Consider the following 23,902-nt stretch of genomic DNA (forward strand, 5'->3'; position numbering starts at 1 on the left):
AGGGCCAGGAAAGGAACCCGCGATGAGCGACACACTCGAGAACATCACCACGATCGGCGTGCTGGGGGCCGGACAGATGGGGGCGGGCATCGCCCAGGTGGCGGCGCAGGGCGGCTTCACCGTGCTGCTCGCTGACGTCAGCCAGGCGCGGGCCGACGCGGGCAAGGCGGGCATCGCCAAGCAGCTCGGCCGGCTGGTCGAGAAGGGCAAGCTGGCCGCCGAGGCGCGCGATGCGATCCTCGGCCGCATCACCGCGGTGGTCGGCGCCGCGGGCCTCGCTCCCGGCGACTTCCTGGTCGAGGCGGCGACCGAGAACATCGAGCTCAAGAAGCAGCTGTTCGTCGAGCTCGACCGGGCGGCGCGCCCTGGCGTGATCCTGGCGACCAACACCAGCTCGATCAGCATCACCCTGATCGCGGCGGTCACGGGCCGACCCGAGCGGGTGGTCGGGATGCACTTCATGAACCCGGTGCCGGTGATGAAGCTGGTCGAGATCATCCGCGGCCTGCAGACGGCGGACGACACCTACCAGCTGACGCTGGCGCTGGCCCACAAGCTCGGCAAGACGACGATCACGAGCAAGGACTGCCCCGGCTTCCTGGTCAACCGGATCTTGATCCCGCTGATCAACGAGGCGGGCTTCGCCCTGCAGGAGGGGCTCGGCAGCGCCGAGGACATCGACACCGGGGCCAAGCTGGGCCTCAATCACCCGATGGGTCCGCTCGAGCTGGCCGACCTCATCGGCCTCGACACCTGCCTGGCGATCGCCGACGTGCTGCACCGCGAGCTCGGCGACGACAAGTACCGGGCGCCCAACATCTTGCGCATGCACGTCGCCGCCGGCTGGCACGGCCGCAAGACCGGGCGCGGCTTCTACAACTACGCGAGCAAGCCATGACTGCAGCACTGCAACCTCGGGGCACCCTCCTCACCGAAGATCACGGCCCGGTCCGCGTCGTCACGATCAACCGGCCGCAGGTGCTCAACGCCCTGAGCGCCGAGGTCGTCGCCGAGCTCACCGAGGCGGCGCACCAGGCCGGGCGCGACGCGTCCGCGGGCGCGCTGCGAGGGCTCGTCCTCACCGGTGCGGGGGCCAAGGCCTTCGTCGCCGGGGCCGACATTGCGGCGATGTCGACGATGGGCGAGGACAGGGCCCGCGAGTTCGCCCGCCAGGGGCACGCGCTCGGCGAGCTGCTGGCGCGCCTGCCGATCCCGGTGATCGCGGCGGTCAACGGCTTCGCGCTGGGCGGCGGCTGCGAGGTCGCGCTGGCCTGCGACTTCATCTACGCCAGCGAGACGGCGCGCTTCGGCCAGCCCGAGGTGAAGCTCGGGGTCATCCCCGGCTTCGGCGGGACCCAGCGGCTGCTGCGGCGGGTGGGCCTGGCCCGCGCGCTCGAGCTGTGCATGAGCGGGGCGATGATCGACGCCGCGGAGGCGCTGCGCATCGGCCTGGTCAACCGGGTGTGCAAGCCAGACGAGCTGCTGCCGGCGGCGATCAAGACCTGCGAGACGATCGCCCAGATGGGCCCGCAGGCGGTCGCGGTGGCCAAGGCGGTGCTGCACCGCGGCGCCGACCTGGCGCTGACCGCCGCGAACGCGCTCGAGATCGAGGCCTTCGCCGGCCTGTTCACGAGCGATGATCAGAAGGAGGGCATGGCGGCCTTCCTCGGCAAGCGGCCGGTGGCCTTCACCGGGCGCCCCGACGCCGGCTCACTGTGATTCTCGCGTTCATTCCCCGCGCCCCCCGAAGCAGGACACGACCATGGATCTGAGCCTCAGCGACGTTCAACAGGCCCTGCTCGACACCGTGCGGCAGTTCGCGATCCGCGAGGTCAAGCCGCTGGCGGCCGCCCTCGACCGCGAGCACCGTTATCCGGCGGAGCTGGTGGCGCGGATGGCCGAGCTCGGGCTGATGGGCATCGAGGTGCCGGAGGCCTACGACGGCGCCGACCTCGACCCGATCGCGTACGTGCTGGCGATGGAGGAGGTCTCGGCCGCCTGCGCGTCGACCGGCGTCATCATGAGCGTCAACAACTCGCTGGTCTGCGACCCGCTGCTGAAGTTCGCGACCGAGGCGCAGAAGCAGCAGTGGCTGCGCCCGCTGGCCCGCGGGGAGAAGCTCGGCTGCTTCATGCTGAGCGAGCCGAACGCCGGCAGCGACGCGGCGGCGCAGAAGACCCGCGCGATCAAGGACGGCGATGGCTACGTGATCCAGGGCGTGAAGAACTGGATCACCAACGGGCCGCAGGCGGACACCGGCATCCTGTTCACGATGACCGAGCCCGAGAAGGGCAACCACGGGATCACGGCCTTCATCGTCGACATGCACGGCGAGGGGGTCACGCGCGGGCCGAAGGACGACAAGCTGGGCATCCGCGCCAGCCACTCGTGCCAGATCTTCTTCACCGACCACCGCGTCAGCGCCGACCAGGTGCTGGGCGAGCCGGGCAAGGGCTTCAAGGTGGCGATGAGCACCCTCGACTGCGGGCGCATCGGCATCGCCGCGCAGGCGCTGGGCATCGCCCGCGCGGCCTTCGAGGCGGCGGCCGAGTACGCCGGCGATCGTCAGACCTTCGGCAAGCGGATCATCGATCACCAGGCGATCGGCTTCATGCTGGCCGACATGCTGATGGAGATCGACGCGGCCCGCCTGCTGACCCTGCGGGCGGCGTGGATGAAGTCGCGCAAGTTGAACCACACCCGCGAGTCGGCGATGGCCAAGCTGTTCGCCTCGGAGACCGCCAACAAGGTGGCGAAGAACGCCCTGCAGATCTTCGGCGGCAACGGCTATGTCACCGAGTATCCCGCCGAGCGGCACTTCCGGGACGCCAAGATCACCGAGATCTACGAGGGTACCAGCGAGATCCAGCGCCTGGTCATCGCGGCCTCCCTGCTCAAGTCGCGCAAGTGACCCTCACACTGGTACAATCTCGCCCTCCCGAGACCCATCGATCCCTCGGCCCGTCAAGGTACGCCATGCAACACACCACCAAGCTCATGCTCCTCGCCGCCGCTGCGCTCGCGCTGTCGTCGGGTTGCGCCCGCCGGCAGACCGACAAGATGAACACCGGCGAGTCGGACCTCTACGCCAAGTACCAGGAGTCCAGCTACGAGAAGGACATGGTCACGCACGAGACGAGCCGCGACTACGCGGACCAGGGCAAGGGCGTGTCGCCGAAGGTGCTGAAGTCGATCCAGGACACGGTCGAGAACGTGTACGAGCGTGACTTCGGCCGCTGCCTGCAGAAGGACATGGAGGAGTACGAGAACCGCTGGATCGCCGGCACCTTCTCCATCGAGTTCACGATCGACACCACGGGTAAGGTGATCCAGGCGCGCATCACCCAGGAGGACATCAAGGAGCGCAAGCCGCCCAAGGGCAAGAAGGAGAACCAGGCCCGCGCGGCCAAGCTCTTCGGGCCGTGTGTCGTCGACTCGGCCGGCAAGTGGGAGTTCGACCCGCCGCCCGAGGTCGAGTACGTCTACACCTACTCCGGCAAGGTCGGCGAGCAGTTCTAGCCGTGTTCGACCTGTCCCTCGACGACGCCCAGCAGATGGTCGTCGACACGGCGCGGCAGTTCGCGGCGCGGGTGCTGGCGCCGCGGGCGGCCCAGCTTGACGTCGAAGGCGGCTTCCCGCGGGACAGCCTCGCCGAGGCGGCGAAGCTCGGGCTGCTCGGCATCAACGTGCCCGAGGCGCTCGGCGGGGTCGAGGCGGGCGCGGTGGCCTACGCGCTGGCGGTGGTCGAGCTGGCCCGGGCCTGCGCGAGCACGACGGTGGCGATGACCGTCAGCAACATGGTCGCCGAGGTGATCACCAGGTTCGGCACGCCGGCGCAGCGCGAGCAGCATGTGCCGGCGCTGTGCAGCGGCGAGTACGTGGTCGGCGGCTTCGCGCTGTCCGAGGCCGGGGCCGGCAGCGACCCGGCGGCCATGCGCACGCGGGCGCATCGCACGGAGCGCGGCTGGTCGCTCAGCGGTCAGAAGCTGTGGATCACGAGCGGCACCGACGCGGGGCTGTTCGTGGTCTGGGCGCGCACGGACGACCCCGCTGCGAGCAAGGGGACGGCGGGTATCACCGCGTTCCTGGTCCGCGGCGACGCGCCCGGGCTGGTCCGCGGCAAGCCGGAGCACAAGCTCGGGCAGCACGGCAGCACGACGACGCCGCTCGAGTTCAACGAGGTCCTGCTCGGCGACGACGCGCTGCTCGGCGAGGAGGGTCGGGGCTTTCGCGTCGCGATGATGGCGCTCGACGGCGGACGCATCGGCATCGCCTCGCTCGCGCTCGGCTGCGGGCTGGCGGCCACCGACTTCGCGGCGGACTACGCCCTCCAGCGCTCGCAGTTCGGCCAGGCGATCGCGGGCTACCAGGCGATCCAGTGGATGCTGGCCGATAGCGCGACCGAGCTCGACGCGGCCCGCCTGCTGGTGCTGCGCGCGGCCTGGCTCAAGGAGCAGGGCAAGGGCCACACCACCGAGGCGGCGATGGCCAAGCTGATGGCCAGCGAGCGGGCCCACGCGGCCTGCGACCGGGCGATCCAGATCCTCGGCGGCTACGGCTACGTCCGCGACTTCCCGGTCGAACGCTACCTCCGCGACGTGCGAGTCACCCGCATCTTCGAGGGTACCAGCGAGATCCAGCGCATCATCCTCAGCCGCGAAGTCATGCGACGCTTCGCCCGCGCCTGAGCTGTCCACGGAGAGAGACACCTGTCATGGCCCAGGACCCCCGCCAGCAGTACGCCCAGATGCTCAGCGCGCTCCCGCCGAACGCGCTCGAGCGGATCAAGCACGAGATGCGACGGCGTGCGCTCCTCTTCGGCGTCGGCGCCGTGATCACGATCGTCGGCGCTTTCCTGACGCTGCAGCCGGTGTTCCTGCCGACGCTCATCATGTTGGGCGGCGCGTCGATCAGCCTCATCGGCCTGCTCGGCCTGTCGCGCGGGATGGGCTGCATGGCCTACGTGGCCGGGTTCTTCTGGCTCAGCGCGGTGAGCTGCGGGGTCGCGCGCGGCAGCGAGGCGATCTTGTACGTGCTCGGCGGCGCGGCCGGGGTGTTCGCGCTGGGGGCTCTGTTCATCCCCAAGCCGAAGGCTCAAAACCCGCTCGCGGACCTCGCCAAGATGATGCAGGGGGGCGGGATGCCGGGCGGGATGCCGGGCGGGATGCCGGGTGGTTTCCCGTGGGCCCAGCCGCAGGACGCCCCGAGCAACGCGCTCGGCAGCCAGCGTCCAGCGCGTGAGCGGGTGATCGACGTCGACGCCCAGGAGAAGCAGGACAAGCAAGACAAGCAAGACAAGCAAGACAAGCAAGACAAGAAGCGGAAGTGATGCCCGTGCGCGGGACCATCGACGCGGGCGTCGGGCATGTCGACGGAATGGGGGCCGTGACAGCGGCGCCGGTGCGCGTGACGATCCATGGGATGGCCAACGGCGGCGAGGGCATCGGTCGCGCCGAGGCCGGTGATGCGCGCGTGTGGTTCGTCGAGGGCGGGCTGCCGGGTGACACGCTGATGGTCGTGCCGCTGCAGGCGAGGCCGCGGATGATCCGCGGGCGGGCGCTGGAGGTGATCACCGCGAGCCCGCTGCGACAGGCGCCACCGTGCCCACTGGCGGATCTCTGTGGGGGCTGCGGCTGGCAGCACGTGCTGCCCGCGGCGCAGGCGGAGCTCAAGGCGCAGATCGTCGTCGACCTGCTGCGCAAGCTCGGGCCGCCGGCGCCCCGCGTGTTCGCCAGTCCGGCGGCGCTCGGCTACCGCCGTCGGGCTCGTCTGCACTTCGAACAGGGGCCCGGCGGGCTGCGGCTCGGCTTCTTCGCGCGCAGCGGGCACACGGTGGTCGACGCGCCGGAGTGCCTCGTGCTCGACTCGCCGCTGCGTCACGCTGCGGCGCAGATGCGGCGGGCCGCGCCGCTGCTGCCGAGCCACGGCGAGCTGCACCTGCTCAGCGACGGTGCGCGGGCGGTGGTCGGGGTCGCCGCGGCCTCGGACGCGTTCGGCCAGCGGATCCCGCTGCCGCCGCTGGCCGGCGACAGCGAGCTGCTGCGGGCCGGGCTCGCGGCGCTGCTCGACGAGGTGCTGGTCGGCGTCGTGGTGGCCGGTCCGCGCGGTGCGGTGGGGGTCGGACGCGACGCGCTCGAGCTCGACGCGGCTGGCCCTGAGGACATGTCCGTACGGACCGGTCCCTTCGCCTTCGCGCAGGCGCAGCGGGCCCAGAACGACGCGCTCGTGGCCCACGTGCAGGCGCAGGCGCAGGCGCAGCGGCGCGGGCGGGGCCTCGAGCTGTTCGCGGGGGCCGGCAACTTCACGCGCGGGCTGGCCGGGCTGCTGCGCGAGCTGACGGCGGTCGAGACGGACGGCGCGGCGGCGGCCGAGCTGCAGCTGCTGGCCTCGCGGATCGCGGTGCGCGGCGGGACGCGGGTGCAGGTGAAGCGTGAGGCGGCCGCGACGACGCTCAAGCGGGCGGCCGCGGGCAACTATCGCTTCGATCTGGTGGTGCTCGACCCGCCGCGCGCGGGGCTCGGCACGGCGGCCGCGCGCGACCTGCTGAAGGTGGCCCGCGGGCGCGTCATCCACGTCAGCTGCGACCCCGCCACGCTCTGCCGCGACCTCGCGGTGCTGACCGCGGGTGGGCTGCGGATCGTCGACCTCGCGGTCTTCGACATGATGCCGATGACGCCCGAGGTCGAGGTGGTCGCGGTGCTCGACCACCTCGGGCGCGCGCGGGGGCAGGCGTGAGCGACGATCCGGTGCAGGCGCTCGAGCGGGCCATCGCGGCGGGGCGCTTCGCCCCGATCTACGTGCTGTTCGGCGACGAGCCGGCGGCGATCCGGGCGATCGTCACGGCGCTGCGCAGGGCCCTGATCCCGCCCGACGACGCGACCGCGCAGGCGATGGCGGCCTTCAACCACGAGCGCTTTGATGGCGCCGACCTGCGCACGGCGACGCCGGTGATCTCGGCGTGCCAGCAGGTGCCGATGCTCGCGGCGCGGCGCCTGGTCGAGCTCGCCAACCCCGACGACATCGGCAAGGGCGGCGGCGAGGAGGGCGGCTCGCCGACGGCGGCGATCGACGCCCTGATTCACTACATCAGCGCGCCGAGCCCGACGACCGTGCTGGTGATCCACGGCAGCGGGATCGACGGGCGCTCGCGCCTGGTCAACGCGTGCAAGAAGGGCGGCCACGCCCACAAGTTCGAGGCGCTCAAGCGGGACGACGAGGCGGTGGCCTTCGTGCTCGCCGAGGCGAGCGCGCGCCGACGGAAGCTGGCCCGGGATGCCGCGACGATGCTGGTGGCGGCGGTCGGCACCGGGCGCAGCGAGCTGCTCGCGGCGCTCGAGCAGGCGATGCTGCACGCGGGTGACGGGGCGATCGGCCTCGCCGACGTCGAGGTGATGGTGGCGCGGACGCGCGAGGGCAATATTTTTCACCTCACCGACGCCGTCGGTCGCGGGGACGCGACGGCGGCGCTCGCCGTGCTCGCGCAGATGTTCAGCGCCGGCGAGAAGGACACCGGCGCGGCGATGCAGGTGCTAGCGATGCTCACGCGCCAGATCCGGCTCATCTTCACGGCGAAGGTCGGTGGACCCGAGGCGATAAAATTGCCGCCCTTCCTCCTCCGGGGCCTCGAGTCGCAGGCGCGGGGCTTCAACGAGGCGCGCCTGCGGACCGCGTATGCATCGCTGGTCCGCCTCGATCGCGATCTCAAGGGCGGCTCGCACGTGGCCTACGCGTCGCCGATGTTGGCGCTGCAACGATGGATCCTCGACACTTGCCGCGCCTTGCCCGGCGTCGATGCGCGGACCTGAGCGCCGACATTCCCGGCGAGAGTTGGCCGACTTCTCGCCGGGTGGGGCGACTCGCGTGATACCTTCCGCGATACGCACACCCATGAAAAGCACACGCTTCAGTCACGTGGTCGGTTCTCTGGCAATCCTCGGGCTGCTCCTCGCTAGCGGCTGCGACGCGGCGACGAAGGACGGCAAGACGGCCGGGAACACCGTCGTCAACGCGGACGGCAGCGTGCAGGCCGGCAACGTCAAGGTCGACGGCAACGGCGTGCAGGCCGGCGACGTCAAGGTCAACGCGGACGGCAGCGTGCAGGCCGGGGCGATGGGCGTCACGAACATCGGCGCCGACGGCAAGACGGCGACGATCACGGGCCCGAACGGCGTGGTCATCCAGGCCGACGCGAACGGCGACGGCAAGGTGAAGATGAACGGGCTCGAGGCCGACGGCAGCAACGGCGGGACCGTGAAGGCCGCGGGCCTCGAGGTCGACGGCGCTGGCGGTGGCAAGGTCAAGGCGGGCGGGGTCGAGGTCGACGGCGACGCGGGGACCGTGAACGTCAACGGCATCGCCGTCGATGCCACGGGCGTCACGCTGCCCTCCGGCGCGAAGGTCCACACCGGGGGCAGCGCAGGCGCCACCGCGGGGCACAGCGCGGGCGGCGGCAAGAAGGCCTGTCCCGGCGGCTCGTGCAAGCAGGTCTGCAAGGACGGCGGCGAGCTCAGCTGCGACGGCGGCTCGTGCAACCAGACCGCCGAGTCCGGCAGCTGCACGCTCGGCTGCCGCGGCGGATCGTGCAACCAGACCTGCAAGGCGGGCGCGAGCTGCGACCTCAGCTGCGACGGCGGCTCGTGCAAGCGCACCTGCACGGGCACCTGCGGCAAGAAGACCTGCGTCGGCGGCGACTGCACGGGCTAGCGCGTCGGCTGCGAGCGGGGCGGGATTTCACCTGCCCCGCGTGTGCTGATCGTCAACGACCTGACAATGACGGGGCGCCGACGAACGGCACCAAACGCCCATGGCCGGTGACGCGAGGCGCTCTGGCGATCGGCACGAACGTTAAACAGCAATAGCCGGTGACGCGAGGCGTCACCGGCGAACGGCGCGAGCGCTGCTCAGGCGGCGCTGGCCTTGTTGGTGGCGATCGTGAGCCGCGAGATGTACCGCGACGCGGTGTTGCGATGAATGACGCCCTTGGAGGCGGCCTTGCTGATCGCCTGGATGGCGTCCGGGAGGGTGGTCTTGGCGGCCTCGCCGTCCTCACCCTCGAGCGCCTTGCGAACCCGCTTCATGTAGGTACGCATCGTCGACAGATGCATCAAATTCTGGGCCCGCCGCTTGATCCGCTGACGGTTGCGCTTCTCTGCTTGCTTGTGGTTCGCCACGTCTGCTCGCTTCTCGAAGTTTCGGTAGGAGGCGAGCCTTATGGCTTCCCAGCCGGCCCCTTGTCAAGCCGCGCGCGACGGGCCACCCTCACGCACCCTGCCCGTGGCCGCCACGATGTTACGTCCGCCTCGCCGAACCCTGCTGCGCCCCCTGTATCGCCGGTCTCGTCCGTTTGGGGCCCGCAATCGGGGTCGGTGCAGCAGGTGTATCGGGGCTGCCTGGGTGGTGTTTATCGGGCTCGTCGGGCCGCTGGGCTGCGTGTTCACGCCTCCGCCGCCCTTGCCCGAGGAGATCGCGGCCACGGAGGCGGCCGCAGCGGCGCGCAAGGCCGCCGTGCGCGGGGGCCAGGCGGTGCCGCCAGCCACTGCAGCGGGCGGGGCGGGCACAGCAGGCGAGGGCGAGGGCGAGGGCGAGGCGCTGGCGACCCGCTTCACCAAGGGCGAGGAGGCCCCGCGTGGCATGAACGCGGCCCAGCTGCGGGCCTACAACGCGGCCCAGGGCGACCCGGAGCAGAGTGACTTCACCCTCGAGGAGGCGCTCGCGGGCCTGCCTGGTAGCCCCGGCGACGCGCTGTGGGCCCTGCTGAAGACGCCCCGCGGGGTCATCGAGTGCGAGCTCTTCGCCGACAAGGTGCCCGGCACGATCGCCAACTTCGCCGGCCTGGCCCGCGGGCTGCGGCCGGTCTACGACAAGGCCAGCGACAGCTGGGTGAAGCGGCCCTACTACAACAACACGACCTTCCATCGCGTGATCCCGGGCTTCATGATCCAGGGCGGCGATCCGACGGCGACCGGCACCGGCAACCCGGGCTACGTGATCGAGGATGAGATCCGACCCGACCTGGTCCACGACGCGCCGGGCCTGCTCAGCATGGCCAACAAGGGCCCCAACACCGGCTCGGCGCAGTTCTTCATCACCTTGAACCCGACCCCGCACCTCGACGGATTGCACACGGTGTTTGGCCGCTGCACCGACGAGGGCACCCGCCTCGCCGACGACATCGCTCTGGTGCCGCGCGTCGAGAACGACAAGCCCAAGGAGCCGGAGCAGCTCGAGACGATCACGATCGTGCGCCGCCCGGTGAAGCGCTAGCGCCGGGCCGGCTCGCTATCAGGGGGCCGGTGCAGCTCCGGCCGGTCGCTGGCGTGCGGCCGGCGGCGCCTGGCCCTCGGGGCATGTCCCTCGGGGCATGTGCCTCGGGCCATGTGCCTCGGGCCATGTCGCGGATCGGCCTCAGGTGCCGAAGTAGAAGCCCATGAAGAGGCCGATGTACACGGTGTTGGACATCGGTCGGCCCGCCGCCGCGGGGGTGAAGCCGAGCCAGCCGAGCTCCGGGCCGAGCGAGAAGCCGCCGCCGCGGCGCGGCCGCTTGCGGGCGGCGAGCGGGAAGATCTCGTAGCGCACGGCGCCGGTGAACACGGCCCCGCCGAAGCCGCTGCGGGCCGAGCGTCCGGCCTGACGCACCGCGCCACCGCCGGCGCCGAAGCCGACGTGCAGCGAGAGGGGGATCCGCGGCACCGGCAGGAAGCCGAAGTCGATCAGCACGGCGCCCTGCAGCAACCGCTGGCGCGGGTCGGCGGAGCGCAGCGCGTAGCTGCCGGTGATCTCGAGGCCGATTGTCATCCACGGATAGATCGCCTGGCCGACCCGCAGGCTCGCGGTGCCGCCCGAGAGCGGGTCCGGGGTGGGGAAGTTGTTGACGCGGGTGAAGCTGCCGCCCGCCGCGATCGTGCCGCCGATGTACGGGCCGTCGACCCGCGGCGGCTTGCTCGCGGGTGTGCCAGCGAGGGCGCCGGTTGTCGGGGCGTCGCTGGCGGGCGTGGGTGAAGTGGGCGCCGGGGGCGAGGTCGCGGGCGATGCGGGCGATGCGGGCGATGCGGGCGATGCGGGCGAGGCGGGCGATGCGAGTGAGGCGGGCGATGCGAGTGATGCGGGCGATGCGGGCGCTGCGAGTGAGGCGGGCGATGCGGATGGTGCGGATGGTGCGGATGGTGCGGATGGTGCGGCCGATGCGGATGGTGCGGCGAGCAGGACGAGGGCCGCGACGGCGCGGCGCGTCCTCGTGGGCAGCGAGCGGGGGCCGCGGCGGCGGGGGGTCGGCACGGGCCACAGCATGGAGCAGCGGCGCAGCTCTGGGCAAGCGGGTTACGGGATTGCCAGGGGCGAGGGCTTTGATTATGGTCGCGCCGCGGCGAAGGCCCGCATGATCATGCAGCGCAGGCGCGTCCTCGAGATGCTCGGCAGCTTCGTCCTCGGCGGTGGGATCGTCGCCATGGTGTACGAGCTCGGTGGGCGTGCGCCGGCCGTGATCAGCGAGCCGGTCGCTGGCGAGGACGTTGGTGACGCCAGCGGGGTCGCGGTGAGCGACGCGGCGGCGCCGGAGATCGCGGCGAGCGAGGCCGGGACGCCTGGTGGGCCGACGCCGGCGCCCGGTGAGCCCGATCCCTACGCACCGGGGCCGGACGGCAGCTACAGCGCGTACCCGCCGATCTACGATCCGCCGCAGCCGCTCGACGCGGCGGCCGAGGCGAAGTTCCCGAAGCACGGCCTCGTCACCGGCCAGGCCGTGCTGGTGCGCGAGCGGACCGAGAAGGACGGGCGCGTCGTCGGCATCCTGCGCGCGGGGACCCGGGTGCGCGCCGACGCCGAGCTGAGCTTCGGCGGCGGCTGCACGAAGGGCTGGCACGCGATCTTCCCGAGCGGATGGATCTGCCTCAACGCCGGACTCGAGGTCGGCGACACGCCGCCGGACGACGGCGCGATCAACATCCCGCGGCCGCGGATCGACGCGCCGATGCCGTACGAATACTGGCGGGTCTCGCACGACGGCACGCCGTTCTTTCACCGCCTGCCGAGCTTCACCGAGGCCGATCAGGCCGACGCCGCGGCGAAGGCGTGGATCGCTGAGCACGGGCGGGAACCGGTGCCGCTCAGCCCGGCGGAGCGGCCGGCCGAGGTGCCAGCGGTGGTGAAGGAGTATCTGAACGCGGGCTACTACGTGACCGTCGCGGGCGAGGCGGTGAAGGCCGAGCGCCGCTTCCTCCGCACGCTGCGCGGGGTGTTCGCGCGCAAGTATCAGCTCGAGCAGCGCGAGGGCTCGACCTTCACCGGCATCGTGCTGCGCGGCGAGGTCGAGCTGCCGGTGTACTGGATCGTGCGCGAGACCCCGCTGCAGAAGCGGCAGGCCGAGGGCAGCGAGCTGCTGGTGAAGCTCGAGGGCACGCCGCCGCCCCGGCGCTCGCGCTACCCGTTCAAGCGCAAGGTGACGATCGGCACCACCCAGTTCTACGAGGACGCCGACGGGCTGCTGATGCCGGCCTACGCGGTCGGGCAGTCGTACAAACTTCGGCGTCCGCCGGGGGTCGGCGCCGACGAGCGGTGGATCCACGTCGACCTCTCGGAGCAGGTGTTGGTCGCGTATCAGGGCGACACGCCGGTGTTCACGACCCTGGTGTCGACCGGCAAGGAGCCGGGCATGACGCCGATCGGGGTGCATCGCCTGCAGAGCAAGCACGTGGCGACCTCGATGCGCGACCAGCCGATGGAGGAGGACGCCTACTCGATCGAGGATGTGCCGTGGACGCAGTACTTCCACAACAGCGTCGCGCTGCACGGGGCCTTCTGGCACGGCGGCTTCGGGCTGGTGCGCAGCCACGGCTGCGTGAACCTGTCGCCCGCCGACGCGCGCTGGCTGTTCGGCTTCACCGAGCCGCAGCTGCCCGACGGGTGGCACGCGGCCAGCCCCGGCGTGGCCAGCATCGCGCGCGGCTCGGCGATCGTGATCACCGAATAGCGGCTGTCAGGGGCCGCGGGGGCCGTGTTAGAAGCCTCCGCGGAGGATCGCAGCATGAAGGTTTATGGACATCCCGGGAGCACGTGTACGCGCAAGGTGTTGACGACGCTGGCGGAGAAGGGCCAGGCGTTCGAGTTCGTGACCGTCGACATCATGAAGGGGCAGGGCCGCTCGCCCGAGCACCTGGCTCGCCAGCCCTGGGGACAGGTGCCGGTGTTCGAGGCCGACGACGGCTGGCAGCTCATCGAGTCGCGGGCGATCATCCGCCACCTCGACGCGACCCTGCCGGGTACCTCGCTGACGCCCGCCGACCCGCGTGAGAAGGCGAAGATGGACGAGTGGCTGAGCATCGAGCAGTCGAACTTCACGCCGAGCGTGATGAAGATCCTCGGCCAGCTGATGTTCGCCCGCTGGCGCGGCGAGGAGCCGCAGATGTCGATCGTGGAGGACGGCCGCGTCGGCGTGCGCAAGGCGGTCGCCGAGCTCGAGAAGCGCCTGACCGGGCGTGACTACCTCGCGGGGCCCGGCGGCGGCCAGTTCTCGCTCGCCGAGATCAGCTTCATGCCGTACATCGAGTACCTGTTCATGTGCGGCGAGGGCGGCCTCATCAGCGAGCAGCCGAACACCGCGGCGTGGTGGGCCCGCATCAGCGAGCGCGACTCGTGGCAGAAGATCCGCGGGAAGCTGCAGGCGGACTGATCGACGGTCGGCCGCTGCTTCGGTCCGCGCCCGGGCCGAAGCAGCCCCAAGGCAGTGGCCGAGGGCGCTGGACCCCTTCCCAGGCGACGCGCGAATTTGTTACCGTGGGCCTGTGCTGGACGCGAGCGCCGATCCGATCGCAACTCCGATCGCCGTGAGGCCCGAGGATGTGGCCTCGATCGACGCGATCGTCCGGGCGGTGTACGAGGCCGTCAGCTTCACCGAGGGCGCGGGTCCGGATGGGCCCCGCCTGTGTGGCCTGTGTGGTCCGCACGCGCGCCTGAGCAAGGTGCACGCGGACGGGATCGAGGACATGAGCGTGGCCGAGTTCGTCGCTCGCGTGCGCCGGCGGATCGCCGAGACCGACCTGCGCAGCTTCGTCGAGCGCGAGCTGTTTCGCCGCACCGAGGTGTTCTCGGGCATCGCCCACGTGTTCACCACCTACGAGAGCCGGACCGGTGCGGGCGACGCGAGCGAGCTGCTCTACCGCGGGATCAACAGCATCCAGCTGCGCCACGACGGGCGCCGCTGGTGGATCTTGACGATCCTGTGGACCGACGAGCGCGAGGACTCGCCGATCCCCGCGGCCTACCTGCCGCGCAACTCGGCGTAGGGCGTTCTGGGGGTCATCGTGTGCTGGCCGAAAGGACAGGTGCATCGGGTGCATCAGGCACATCATCGGCGTGGGGCGTTCTGGGGTCATCGTGTGTAGCTGGCCGAAAGGACAGGTGGTGCAGGCGGGCCCGCGCGGCCGGCACGCGCCGAGCCCGACCGGGCGGCTGCACCTCGGCAACGCGCGCACGGCCCTGCTCACCTGGCTCGACCTGCGCAGCCGCGGCGGGCGGGTGGTGCTGCGCATCGAGGACAACGACTTCACGCGCTCGCGGGCCGAGCTCGAGCAGCGCATCTATCGCGACCTGGCGTGGCTGGGGCTCGACTGGGACGAGGGGCCCGATGTCGGCGGGGCGCTCGGGCCGTACCGCCAGAGCGAGCGCGGAGAGCTGTACGCGGCCGCGCTGGCGCGGCTCGACAGCTACGCGTGCACCTGCTCGCGGGCGCAGCTGCGGGCGCTGCCGACGATGGGGGCGACGGGGGAGGTGGTGTATCCGGGGACCTGTCGCGGACGGGCAGCGGCGCCGGGACAGGCGGCGGCGATCCGCTGGCGGGTGCCGCCGGGGGAGGTGGCGTTCGTCGACCGTGTGCTCGGGCCGGTGCGGCAGCGCGTGGCCGAGGAGGTCGGTGACTTCGTGCTGCGCCGGGCTGATGGTGTGTGGGCGTACCAGCTCGCGGTGGTGGTCGACGACGGGGCGATGCAGATCGACGAGGTGCTCCGCGGGGCGGACCTGCTGGACTCGACGCCGCGCCAGATCCTGCTGCAACGGGCGCTCGGTCTGCCGACGCCGACCTACGCTCATGTGCCGCTGATCCTCGGGCCCAGCGGGGCCAAGCTGAGCAAGCGGGACGGGGCGCCCGACCTCAGCGCGCTGCGCGAGGCCGGGGTGGCGCCGGAGCGGGTGATCGCGGTGCTGGCGGGGTCGCTGGGGCTGGTGGGGCCGGAGCTGCGGGCCGTGGCGGCGCGCGAGCTCGTGGCTGGCTTCGCGCTGGGGGCGTTGCGCGAGCGGCCGCTGACGCTGGAGACGCTGACGCTGCTGCGCTGATGGGTGGTGGATGGGGCGGCGGATCGGGGAACTGGTGGCGGCGTGAGGCGGCGCGGGTGGGCCGGCGAAGCTGGACGTGGGTCTTGAGGGTCGGAGCCGGTTGCCGCTACAACGGCCGACGCCCATGCCAACACGGACCCTGACCTTCGCCGCCCTCTGTCTGCTCCTCGCGTGTCGCCCGGGGGCGATGACCATGCCCGACCGCCCGCACAACGAAGGCGCGACCGGGGCCCCGGCGGCCAGTGAGGCGCCGAAGTCGGCCTTCGCGTACCCGGTGAGCAAGCGCGGCGAGGTGGTCGACGACTACCACGGCACCAAGGTCGCGGACCCGTATCGCTGGCTCGAGGAGCCCGACGCGCCCGACACGCGGACGTGGATCGAGGCGCAGAACAAGCTGACCTTCGACTATCTCGGCGGGATCGCGGAGCGCGAGCTGATCAAGGCGCGCCTGACCAAGCTGTGGAACTACGAGCGCTACGGGCTGCCGGTGCGCGAGGGCGGGCGCGTGTTCTTCAGCAAGAACGACGGGCTGCAGAACCAGAGCGTGATCTACACGGCGGACTCGCTGAAGGGCGAGCCGCGGGTGCTGCTCGATCCGAACACCCTGTCGGCCGACGGCACGGTGGCGCTGTCGGGCGGGGCGTACAGCGACGACGGCAAGCTCTACGCGTACGGGCTCGCGTCGGCGGGCTCCGACTGGCAGGAGTGGCGCGTGCGCGAGGTGGCGACCGGCAAGGACCTGCCCGATCTGGTGAAGTGGGTGAAGTTCAGCGGGGCCTCGTGGACCCGCGACGGCAAGGGCTTCTTCTACAGCCGCTACGACGAGCCGAGCGCCGACAAGGCGCTGCAGGCCAAGAACGAGTTTCAGAAGCTCTACTACCACCGCCTCGGGACCACGCAGGCGGAGGACCTGCTGATCTACGAGCGCAAGGACAAGCCGAAGTGGGGCTACAACGGGGGCGTCAGCGACGACGGGCGCTACCTCGTGATCTCGGTGTGGGAGGGTTCGGCGGACAAGAACGCGGTGTTCCACGTCGACCTCAAGCCGGGGGTGGGCAAGGGCAAGGTGGTCGAGCTGCTGCCGAAGTTCGACGGGCAGTACAGCTTCATCGACAACGACGGGCCGGTGTTCTACTTCATGGCCAACACGGGGGCGCCGCGCGGCAAGGTGATCGCGATCGACACGCGCAAGCCCGACGCGGCCGATCCAGCGAGCTGGAAGACGCTGGTGCCGGAGGCCGCGGAGACGCTGCGCGGGGTCAGCCTGGTCGGTGGGCGCCTGTTCGCGAACTACCTCAAGGACGCGCACAGCCAGGTCAAGGTGTTCAAGCTGGACGGCAAGCTCGAGCGCGAGCTGGCGCTGCCGGGCATCGGCTCGGCCAACGGCTTCGGCGGGAAGAAGAAGGACAAGGATCTGTTCTACGCGTACACGAGCTTCACCTCGCCGAGCACGATCTATCGCCTCGACATCGCCAGCGGCAAGAGCGAGGTGTACCGCCAGCCGAAGGTGGACTTCGACCCGACGCAGTACGAGACCTCGCAGGTGTTCTTCACCTCGAAGGACGGCACCAAGGTGCCGATGTTCCTGGCGCACAAGAAGGGGATCGCGAAGGACGGGAACAATCCGACCTACCTGTACGGATACGGGGGCTTCAACGCCGCGATCACGCCGTACTTCTCGGTCGCGGACCTGACGTGGATGGAGATGGGCGGGGTGCTGGCGGTGGCCAACCTGCGCGGCGGCGGCGAGTACGGCGAGGCCTGGCACGAGGCGGGCACCAAGCTGCGGAAGCAGAACGTGTTCGATGACTTCATCGCGGCCGCGGAGTTCTTGATCGCGGACAAGATCACGAGCCCGAGCAAGCTGGCGATCGGCGGGCGCAGCAACGGCGGGCTGCTGGTCGGCGCGGCGCTGACCCAGCGGCCGGAGCTGTTCGCGGCGGCGCTGCCCGGGGTCGGCGTGATGGACATGCTCCGCTTCCACAAGTTCACGATCGGCTGGGCGTGGGTGCCGGACTACGGGTCGGCGGAGGACCCGGAGCAGTTCAAGGCGCTGCACGCCTACTCGCCGCTGCACAACCTGAAGGCGGGGACGAAGTACCCGGCGACGCTGGTGTACACGGCGGACCACGACGACCGGGTGGTGCCAGGGCACTCGTTCAAGTTCACGGCGGCGATGCAGGCGGCGCAGGCGGGCGACAGTCCGGTGCTGATCCGCATCGACGTGAAGGCGGGCCACGGCGCGGGCAAGCCGACGACGAAGGTGATCGAGGAGTGGGCCGACCTGTGGGGCTTCCTGGTGAAGAGCCTCGGGATGAAGGTCGGGTGACCTCGAATTGGCCGCGCGTGTTCGCGCGGCGTCGCGCCTTCACCGTGTACACGCAAGACGTCTCACGGGCCGGTGGCTGTCGGGCGTAGGGGCCCGCGGGCTATAAGTCCGCGGGTCCATGCGACGTCCGATCCTCGCGGTGCTCGGTGGTAGCTTCGACCCGCCCCACATCGGGCACGTGCTCATCCCGACCTATCTGCTGACCCGTGGGCTGGCCGTGCGGGTGCTGGTCGTGCCGTGCTGGTCGCACCCGTTCGCCAAGCGGATGTCGCCGTTCGACCAGCGGCTGGTGTGGACGCGCCTGGCGATGGGCGTGCATGGATCGCAGGTCAGCGTCAGCGACCTCGAGCTGCGCCTGGCCGAGGGCCGCCCGGCGGACTCGCCGAGCTACAGCTACGAGATGCTGTGCGCCGTGCAGGCAGAGCACCCGGAGTTCAAGGTGCGGTTGGTGGTCGGCTCGGACATCGTCGCCGACGGCGAGATCCAGCGCTGGCGCAACTACGACCGCCTGGCCGCGGAATTCTCCCCGATCGTGGTGCCACGCATGGGCTACGCGGAGGCCAGCAGCTGCGCGTTGCCGGAGGTGAGCAGCACGGCGGTGCGCGGCTGGCTGGCGGCGCGCGACAACCCGGCCGCGCGCGCGGGGCTCGAGGCGGCGGTCCCGGCGGCGGTGCTCGAGCGCCTGCACGCGGGCACTCGCGGGCACGTGTGGCTGGTCGGACACGGGCACGTGGCGCGGCACGCCGAGGCGTGGCTGATGGCCCGCGGCTGGACCTCGACGCTGATCTCGGCGCGCGGGCTGATCGACGGCAGCGAGGAGCTGCCGGGGATGGCGTCGCGGCCGAACGCGGCGGCGTCGGGTCCGGTGTCGCGGGTGCCGAAGGTGATCTGGATCCTGTGCCAGGACCGGTTCATCGGCGCGGTGGCGCAGGCGCTGGCGAGCTTCGGTCTGCGACCGGTGCCGGTGTTGCACGCGGCGGGCTCGCAGCCGGCGCACGAGGGGCTGGCGCCGCTGGTGGCCGCGGGCTTCCCGGTCGGGACCCTGCACCCGATCTGCTCGCTGCGGCAGGAGCTGCCGGCCGGTCTGCTCGAGCGCTGCAGCTTCGGGATCGAGGGCGACAAGCCGGCGCGCGAGCTGGCCCTGCGCCTGATCGGCGAGCAGCCGTGGCTCGACCTGCAGGACATGGACGCGGCCGGGCGGGCCCGCTACCACGCCGCGTGCGCGCTGGCGGCCAACCACCTCGCGGTGCTGCACGAGGCGGCCCGCGCGACGCTGGTCGGGCAGGGCCTGCCGGCGGAGGCGGTGGCGCAGGCGCTGGCGGTGTTGATGCAGTCGTCGCTCGAGAACCTGCTCGCGCTCGGCGTGCCGAGGGGCGTGACCGGGCCGATCGCTCGCGGCGATCACGAGGCTGCGGCCCGCCACGCTGCGGCGCTCGGCGGGACGGCAGGGGAGCTGTACGCGCTGCTCAGCGGGCGCCTGGCGGCGATGCTGCAGGCGCCGGGCTAGGCCGGGCGAGGGTGGGTGTCGCGGGGCGACGGCTCAAGCGGGGAACGGCCGCTGTCGGGCCGACGAAGATCCGTCGGGCGCTGCGGTGGTTCGGGCGAGGGCGGACTCGAGGGTCTCGATGGCGGCGGTGTCGAGGCCGTAGTGTTTGTAGACGAGGGCGTCGATGCGGCGCTCGAGGCTGCGGATGCGGGTGGCCTGCGGGTGTTTTGTCGCGTCGGTGCGGGCGGCACGGGATGTGGCCTCGAGTTCGAGGCGCTGGTCGACGAGAGCGACGAGCGCGTCATGGGCCGCGCGGCCAGACTTGCTGGCGAGGTCGAAGCGGGGGAGCGGCAGGCTGGCGAGCTCCTTGGTTTGCACATGCAAGGTCGGGAAGGTGCTGCGGTAGTAGAAGCGCATGGCCTGCGAATTGAGGATGCCGAGGAGGGCCTTGAGGTCGTAGGTGGGGAGGTCCGGGCGCGGGAGGACGATCAGGACGTCCTTGACGTAGTGCGTGCCGTCCTCCCAGGTGGCGCCGAGATCCTTGCTGGTGTCCTTGACGATGACCTTGGGCTGCTCGAAGCGGGCGGCCTCGCCGGGGCGGGCCGTGCTGCGGTGGGCTCGCATCTTTTCGGGGACATACCAGACGTACTCGCCGTTCCAGGTGTGGCCGTAGCGGCGGATGTCGTCGCCACGCAGCAGGGGCTGGTCGTCCTTGTGGTAGCCCTTGCGGGTGTGGATGAATTTGGCGTCGTCGCCGGTCTTGAGGCCGAAGACGATGTCATAGAGGGAGCCGAGCGCTCGGGCCCTCGCGCATGCGGGACTTCACGGCCTCGGTGGCGGGCTCGATGCTGAGGTCGAAGACGTTGCAGTAGGTGGCGGCGAAGGCCTGCTGGCGGATCGTTCGTTGCGGCTGCACGCGTTCGCCGACGAGGGTGTTGACGGCGATGACGTTGCGATCGCGTGCCTTCGCCTCCAGCGCTCGCTGGAACACGAGGGCGATGGTCTCGACCTGAGCCTCGGCGAAGACCCGCGCCGGCAGTTCGATGAGCTGCTGGATCTTGTAGTGCTCGAGGATGTGCCGGCGCAGGACGTCGAAGCTGTCGAGCGCCAGCCAGCCGCGGGCGACGATGTATCCGAGGTATCCGCCGGGCTTGAGCAAGGCCGTCGAGCGCTGCATGAAACAGGCGTACAGGTCCGCCTTGGCCTTGAACACGGGGTAGTGGTCCCAGAGCCGGCGCTTGTGGGCGGCGCTCAGGTTGTGCGGGCGGACGTAGGGCGGGTTGCCGACGATCACGTCGAAGCCGCCGGATCTCATGACCGCGGGGAACAGCTGCTCGACGGTGGGCCGATCGTCGCGACGAAGTGCGTCGGCGCAGACGATGTTGCGGCCCAGGGTTGGGACGGGGGCGGTGGGTGTGTGGCCCGCGAGGAGCTTGAGAGAGAGGGTGCGTCGGGCGATCGCCACTGCCTGCGGATCGATGTCGACGCCGAAGATGTTGGCGACGAGGATCGCCTGGCGCTGCGGGAGCGAGAGGGCGAGGCTGCCGTCGCGCTGCCGCACGCAGCCGGCGCGCGATGCCTCGGCTGGGTGTTGTTGGTACCACTGCGCGTGGGCGGCGAGCAGGCGCTCGTAGACGCCGAGCAGGAAGGCGCCGCCGCCACAGGCGAGGTCGCAGACGCGGAGCTCGGCGAGCTCCGCCGGGGTCTTGCCGACGATGTGCGGGCCGAGGGTCTGCTCGATGATCAGGCCGACGATGTACGCCGGGGTGTAGTAGGCGCCGGCGCTGCGACGGGGGCCCGGGCGGGCGACGAAGTGAGCGTCGCCGCCACGGACTGCGAGGACCTGGCCGAGCGATCGCTCGTGGAGGTCGCCGAGGATGCCGGGTGGGAGCGGGTCTGCGGATCCGCGGGGTGCGAGGTGATGACAGACGGCGGCGAACATCGCCTCGTCGACGCGGAGTCGATCCAGGCGAGGGGGCGCGACGGGGTGCTCGTGGAGACGGTCGAGGCGGCGGCAGGCAGCCTGGAAGGTGGCCCAGGGCGAATTGCTGGCGGCGATGCCGGTGAGGGCGTCGGGCTCGATCTGCGCGTCGGCGAGGAGGCGCAGGAAGATCATGCGGTCGAGCAGGTGGGTCGTGAGCTCGGTGAGGGCGAGGGCGTCGAGCCGCGGGTTGGCGCCGCGCAGGCTGCGTGCGAGGGCGTCGCGTTGCTTCTCGAGGTCGGCGAGGAGGGCGGCCCCGGCCGGGCGAGTCACGCGGGCGTTTCGCTCTCCGCGACCAAGCTGCGCACGGCGTTCGCGGCGTGGCGCGCCTCGGCGACGTCCATGCGAGAGATGGGGCGAGCGAGGTTGTAGTCGGCGTCGACACGGCGCTGGTGGAGGTCGGCGAGACGTTGTCCCGCGCGCCGGAGATGCTTGTCAGTCGACTGCTTGATCGCGGCGATGAAGGCCTTGTGCATTCCGCCGTCGATGGTGGCGCGTGGCAGGGATCGGGTGGCCGGTGCCGCCTGCAGGCTGTGGAAGACGGCGTAGTAGAGGCGGGAGATGACGAGGCGGCGGGCAAATTCGGAGTCCCCGTCGAGGCTCCCCTCCGCAAGCTGCTCGGCGGCGTTCCACAGCTCAATCGGCGTGATCACGGAGCACCTCAGGCCGCGGGATGAACGGCAGGTGTACGGCGATCACGACGACACCGAGAGTGGCGGCCGGGCCCTCCGGGTGCGTCGCGTAGGTGCGCTCCATCGCATCGTCGACGCGTGCTTGCAGCACGTCGAGCTCGGCGAAGGAGGCTGCGTCGGTGAGATAATCGAGGACAATGACGGGCCGATCCGCGTCGCTCCACTGGAGCTCCCGGCCGAAGCGGGTGGTGTGGGGTCCGAGCACGGCCTCAATCGCTTGCTGCTGAGCATGCCACCAGTGGTCGAGGCCGGTCTCCCGCAGCGCGTGCAGGAACCCGCGGGACTCGGAGCCAGCGGGCATGAGGTCGGCGAGGCGCGCCAGAAGGGCGAGGTCGCCGAAGCGGAGGGCGGCATCGCCTGCCAGCCTGAGCAGGCGTGCGCGGTCCTTGGGCGCGAGGTCGTCGCGCGGGAGCATCGCCTCGATGAGGCTGCTAGCGAGCCCGGACTCACCTGCGATCACGTGGAAGCTGAGGACGTTGAGCTTGAGCCAGTCGGGGAATTGGGCGACGTGGGGGCTGATCTGGGCGAGGCAGCGGCGAAACTCCGTGACCTCGCCCGCGAGGGTGTGCGCCATTGCCATGACTGCGTGAGACAGCAGGTCGCTGGGGTCGCGGCGGAGGTCGTTGCCGAGGATCCAGAGGATCTGGTCGAGTCGGGCTCGGTCGTCCCGGGTTAGCGAGGACAGCTCCTCACCGAGACTGATGGCGCGTGGGACGGGCAGGCCCATGGGGCGTCACGATGCGCGAAGGTCTGGATCTGGTCAAGGCGGGTCGGCGACTTCGCGCGAGGGGCTTTAGGCGCGCGAGGTGGCGAGCACGAGCTGGTTGTCCTCGACGTCGACGCTGACCTCCATGCCGGTGCGCACCTGGCCGCGGAGGATCGCGTCGGCGACGCGGGCCTCGACGACGCGGGTGAGCACGTGGCGGAGCGGGCGGGCGCCGAGGGCCGCGTCGCGCTCGCACAGGCCGACGACGTGACGACAGGCGCGCTCGCTGAGCTTGAAGCGGATGCCACGCTCGCGGAACAGTCGCTCGCTCGAGGCGCGGACCAGGCGGGCGCAGATCGTGGCGAGCTCCGACGTGGCGAGCGGGTGGAGCACCAGCGGGGCCTCGATGCGGTTCCACAGCTCGACGGGGAAGGCGGCGCGGGCGGCCTCGAGGGCCCGGGCCTCGCGCTGGGGGTCGTCGCCGAGGAGGCAGCTGGCGCCGAGGTTGGAGGTCATGATCAGGACGGCGTGGCGGAAGTCGACGGTGCGGCCGCGGCCGTCGGTGAGGCGCCCCTCGTCGAGGACCTGCAGCAGGAGCTGGTGGACGTCGCGGTGGGCCTTCTCGATCTCGTCGAGGAGGACGACGCAGTGGGGCTGGCGCAGCAGCGGGTCGGTGAGGGCACCGCCCTGCTCGTGGCCGACGTAGCCGGGCGGGGCGCCGATGACCCGGGCGACGGCGTGGCTCTCGGCGTACTCGCTCATGTCGAGGCGGACCAGCGCGTCGGGGCGGTCGAACAGGGCGCCGCACAGGGCCTTGGCGATCTCGGTCTTGCCGACGCCGCTGGGGCCGAGCAGCAGCACGGTGGCGACCGGGCGCTGCGAGCTGAAGCCGGCGCGGTTGCGGCGGATGAGCTGGCCGAGCGCCTTGATCGCGGGGTCGTGGCCGACGACCTGGCGGTGCAGTTCGCTCTCGAGGTCGAGCATCTCCTGGTCGCCGAGCTGACCGCCGAGGCCCTCGATGCGCTCGCGCGGGACGCCGCTGCGCTCGCAGACGATGTCGATCCAGGTGTCGCGGTGGAGCTGGCGCCGGCCCTCGCGGGCGGTGCGGGCGCAGGCGAGGTCGAGCAGGTCGAGCGCGCGGCCGGGCATGGCGAGGCCGCCGAGGAAGCGGTCGGCGAGGCGGGTGAGCTCGGCCAGGCGGGCACCTGGCCCGAGGGACAGGTCGTGCTGGGCGAGCACGGCGGGGGCGGCCGCGGTGACGGCGACACCTGAGCGCGTCGCCCTCGAGCACGGGGAGCTCGAGGACGTCGAAGGTGGAGGCGATGCCGGGCAGCCAGGACTCGAGGCGGGCGCGGCCCTCGGGGGAGACGATCGTCAGCACCGGCGG

General features: G+C 71.3%; 23 protein-coding genes. 16 read left to right on the forward strand and 7 right to left on the reverse strand.

Features of this window, described 5'->3' with window-relative positions; translation table 11 throughout:
- Positions 1-22: 22 nt before the first annotated feature.
- The 9 genes from IPJ59_RS00810 (at position 23) to IPJ59_RS00850 (ending at position 8,703) form a co-directional block, all read left to right on the forward strand.
- Complete coding sequence (locus IPJ59_RS00810) at positions 23-898, forward strand: 3-hydroxyacyl-CoA dehydrogenase NAD-binding domain-containing protein (RefSeq protein WP_293269321.1); 876 nt, start codon at positions 23-25, stop codon at positions 896-898.
- Positions 895-1,719 carry an enoyl-CoA hydratase/isomerase family protein gene (locus IPJ59_RS00815; protein ID WP_293269323.1) on the forward strand — a complete coding sequence of 275 codons (825 nt, stop codon included), beginning with the start codon at positions 895-897 and terminating at the stop codon, positions 1,717-1,719. Before IPJ59_RS00810 ends, IPJ59_RS00815 begins: the two co-directional genes overlap by 4 nt.
- Before the next feature lie 43 nt (positions 1,720-1,762).
- A complete protein-coding gene (locus IPJ59_RS00820; protein WP_293269325.1) occupies positions 1,763-2,911 on the forward strand; it encodes an acyl-CoA dehydrogenase family protein in 1,149 nt (382 codons plus the stop codon).
- A gap of 65 nt (positions 2,912-2,976) precedes the next feature.
- Positions 2,977-3,519, forward strand: coding sequence for a hypothetical protein (locus tag IPJ59_RS00825; RefSeq protein WP_293256277.1), 543 nt, complete (start codon positions 2,977-2,979; stop codon positions 3,517-3,519).
- A gap of 2 nt (positions 3,520-3,521) precedes the next feature.
- Positions 3,522-4,688: an acyl-CoA dehydrogenase family protein gene (locus IPJ59_RS00830; protein WP_293269327.1), complete on the forward strand. Its 1,167-nt coding sequence runs from the start codon at positions 3,522-3,524 to the stop codon at positions 4,686-4,688.
- A 26-nt stretch (positions 4,689-4,714) separates the two neighbouring features.
- Complete coding sequence (locus IPJ59_RS00835; protein WP_293269329.1) at positions 4,715-5,329, forward strand: hypothetical protein; 615 nt, start codon at positions 4,715-4,717, stop codon at positions 5,327-5,329.
- On the forward strand, positions 5,329-6,735 hold the full coding sequence (locus IPJ59_RS00840; RefSeq protein ID WP_293269330.1) for a class I SAM-dependent RNA methyltransferase: 1,407 nt from the start codon (positions 5,329-5,331) through the stop codon (positions 6,733-6,735). The genes IPJ59_RS00835 and IPJ59_RS00840 overlap by 1 nt, the downstream gene beginning before the upstream one ends.
- Positions 6,732-7,805, forward strand: coding sequence for a DNA polymerase III subunit delta (gene holA / locus IPJ59_RS00845; RefSeq protein ID WP_293269331.1), 1,074 nt, complete (start codon positions 6,732-6,734; stop codon positions 7,803-7,805). The genes IPJ59_RS00840 and holA overlap by 4 nt, the downstream gene beginning before the upstream one ends.
- An 82-nt stretch (positions 7,806-7,887) precedes the next feature.
- Entirely contained in the window at positions 7,888-8,703 is an 816-nt protein-coding gene (locus IPJ59_RS00850; protein ID WP_293256259.1) for a hypothetical protein, read from the forward strand.
- 197 nt (positions 8,704-8,900) lie between these two features.
- Here the strand turns inward: IPJ59_RS00850 and rpsT are convergent, their stop codons facing one another.
- The gene (gene rpsT / locus IPJ59_RS00855) at positions 8,901-9,170 is read right to left on the reverse strand and encodes a 30S ribosomal protein S20 (RefSeq protein WP_293269333.1); all 270 of its coding nucleotides are present in this window, start codon (positions 9,168-9,170) and stop codon (positions 8,901-8,903) included.
- Positions 9,171-9,396: 226 nt separating this feature from the next.
- Between rpsT and IPJ59_RS00860 the strand changes: the two genes are divergently transcribed.
- Positions 9,397-10,263: a peptidylprolyl isomerase gene (locus IPJ59_RS00860; RefSeq protein WP_293269335.1), complete on the forward strand. Its 867-nt coding sequence runs from the start codon at positions 9,397-9,399 to the stop codon at positions 10,261-10,263.
- 141 nt (positions 10,264-10,404) lie between these two features.
- On the opposite strand, the gene IPJ59_RS00865 is transcribed toward IPJ59_RS00860, so the two are convergent.
- Positions 10,405-11,274, reverse strand: a complete 870-nt coding sequence (locus IPJ59_RS00865) for a hypothetical protein (protein ID WP_293269337.1) — start codon at positions 11,272-11,274, stop codon at positions 10,405-10,407.
- A 106-nt stretch (positions 11,275-11,380) separates the two neighbouring features.
- On the opposite strand from IPJ59_RS00865, the gene IPJ59_RS00870 reads away from it, so the two are divergent.
- The 6 genes from IPJ59_RS00870 (at position 11,381) to IPJ59_RS00895 (ending at position 19,157) form a co-directional block, all read left to right on the forward strand.
- Entirely contained in the window at positions 11,381-12,964 is a 1,584-nt protein-coding gene (locus IPJ59_RS00870) for a L,D-transpeptidase (protein ID WP_293256248.1), read from the forward strand.
- 54 nt (positions 12,965-13,018) lie between these two features.
- The gene (locus IPJ59_RS00875) at positions 13,019-13,663 is read left to right on the forward strand and encodes a glutathione S-transferase family protein (RefSeq protein WP_293256245.1); all 645 of its coding nucleotides are present in this window, start codon (positions 13,019-13,021) and stop codon (positions 13,661-13,663) included.
- Positions 13,664-13,775: 112 nt separating this feature from the next.
- A complete protein-coding gene (locus IPJ59_RS00880; RefSeq protein WP_293269339.1) occupies positions 13,776-14,276 on the forward strand; it encodes a hypothetical protein in 501 nt (166 codons plus the stop codon).
- A 118-nt stretch (positions 14,277-14,394) separates the two neighbouring features.
- Positions 14,395-15,321, forward strand: coding sequence for a tRNA glutamyl-Q(34) synthetase GluQRS (gene gluQRS / locus IPJ59_RS00885; RefSeq protein ID WP_293269341.1), 927 nt, complete (start codon positions 14,395-14,397; stop codon positions 15,319-15,321).
- A 124-nt stretch (positions 15,322-15,445) separates the two neighbouring features.
- Positions 15,446-17,650 (forward strand): prolyl oligopeptidase family serine peptidase, encoded by a 2,205-nt coding sequence (locus tag IPJ59_RS00890; RefSeq protein WP_293269343.1) that lies wholly within the window; start codon positions 15,446-15,448, stop codon positions 17,648-17,650.
- Between the two features lie 118 nt (positions 17,651-17,768).
- Positions 17,769-19,157, forward strand: coding sequence for a DUF2520 domain-containing protein (locus IPJ59_RS00895; protein ID WP_293269345.1), 1,389 nt, complete (start codon positions 17,769-17,771; stop codon positions 19,155-19,157).
- 33 nt (positions 19,158-19,190) lie between these two features.
- Here the strand turns inward: IPJ59_RS00895 and IPJ59_RS00900 are convergent, their stop codons facing one another.
- The 5 genes from IPJ59_RS00900 to IPJ59_RS00920 form a co-directional block, all read right to left on the reverse strand.
- Complete coding sequence (locus tag IPJ59_RS00900; protein ID WP_366524535.1) at positions 19,191-19,913, reverse strand: TaqI-like C-terminal specificity domain-containing protein; 723 nt, start codon at positions 19,911-19,913, stop codon at positions 19,191-19,193.
- Between the two features lies 1 nt (position 19,914).
- Positions 19,915-21,390 (reverse strand): HsdM family class I SAM-dependent methyltransferase, encoded by a 1,476-nt coding sequence (locus tag IPJ59_RS00905; RefSeq protein WP_293269347.1) that lies wholly within the window; start codon positions 21,388-21,390, stop codon positions 19,915-19,917.
- Positions 21,387-21,770 (reverse strand): hypothetical protein, encoded by a 384-nt coding sequence (locus tag IPJ59_RS00910; RefSeq protein ID WP_293269349.1) that lies wholly within the window; start codon positions 21,768-21,770, stop codon positions 21,387-21,389. Before IPJ59_RS00910 ends, IPJ59_RS00905 begins: the two co-directional genes overlap by 4 nt.
- Positions 21,754-22,536, reverse strand: a complete 783-nt coding sequence (locus tag IPJ59_RS00915; protein ID WP_293269351.1) for a hypothetical protein — start codon at positions 22,534-22,536, stop codon at positions 21,754-21,756. The genes IPJ59_RS00910 and IPJ59_RS00915 overlap by 17 nt, the downstream gene beginning before the upstream one ends.
- Positions 22,537-22,602: 66 nt before the next feature.
- Positions 22,603-23,754, reverse strand: a complete 1,152-nt coding sequence (locus IPJ59_RS00920; RefSeq protein ID WP_293269353.1) for an AAA family ATPase — start codon at positions 23,752-23,754, stop codon at positions 22,603-22,605.
- Between the last annotated feature and the right edge of the window lie 148 nt (positions 23,755-23,902).

Source organism: Nannocystis sp. (genome assembly GCF_016714285.1).
Taxonomy (GTDB): domain Bacteria; phylum Myxococcota_A; class Polyangia; order Nannocystales; family Nannocystaceae; genus Nannocystis.

Bases quoted from the DNA above. Each gene is read 5' to 3' on its own strand.
- IPJ59_RS00810 (WP_293269321.1), top strand. From the start codon at position 23: ATGAGCGACACACTCGAGAACATCACCACGATCGGCGTGCTGGGGGCC.
- IPJ59_RS00815 (WP_293269323.1), top strand. From the start codon at position 895: ATGACTGCAGCACTGCAACCTCGGGGCACCCTCCTCACCGAAGATCAC.
- IPJ59_RS00820 (WP_293269325.1), top strand. From the start codon at position 1,763: ATGGATCTGAGCCTCAGCGACGTTCAACAGGCCCTGCTCGACACCGTG.
- IPJ59_RS00825 (WP_293256277.1), top strand. From the start codon at position 2,977: ATGCAACACACCACCAAGCTCATGCTCCTCGCCGCCGCTGCGCTCGCG.
- IPJ59_RS00835 (WP_293269329.1), top strand. From the start codon at position 4,715: ATGGCCCAGGACCCCCGCCAGCAGTACGCCCAGATGCTCAGCGCGCTC.
- IPJ59_RS00840 (WP_293269330.1), top strand. From the start codon at position 5,329: ATGCCCGTGCGCGGGACCATCGACGCGGGCGTCGGGCATGTCGACGGA.
- IPJ59_RS00850 (WP_293256259.1), top strand. From the start codon at position 7,888: ATGAAAAGCACACGCTTCAGTCACGTGGTCGGTTCTCTGGCAATCCTC.
- IPJ59_RS00870 (WP_293256248.1), top strand. From the start codon at position 11,381: ATGCAGCGCAGGCGCGTCCTCGAGATGCTCGGCAGCTTCGTCCTCGGC.
- IPJ59_RS00875 (WP_293256245.1), top strand. From the start codon at position 13,019: ATGAAGGTTTATGGACATCCCGGGAGCACGTGTACGCGCAAGGTGTTG.
- IPJ59_RS00890 (WP_293269343.1), top strand. From the start codon at position 15,446: ATGCCAACACGGACCCTGACCTTCGCCGCCCTCTGTCTGCTCCTCGCG.
- IPJ59_RS00895 (WP_293269345.1), top strand. From the start codon at position 17,769: ATGCGACGTCCGATCCTCGCGGTGCTCGGTGGTAGCTTCGACCCGCCC.
- IPJ59_RS00915 (WP_293269351.1), bottom strand. From the start codon at position 22,536: ATGGGCCTGCCCGTCCCACGCGCCATCAGTCTCGGTGAGGAGCTGTCC.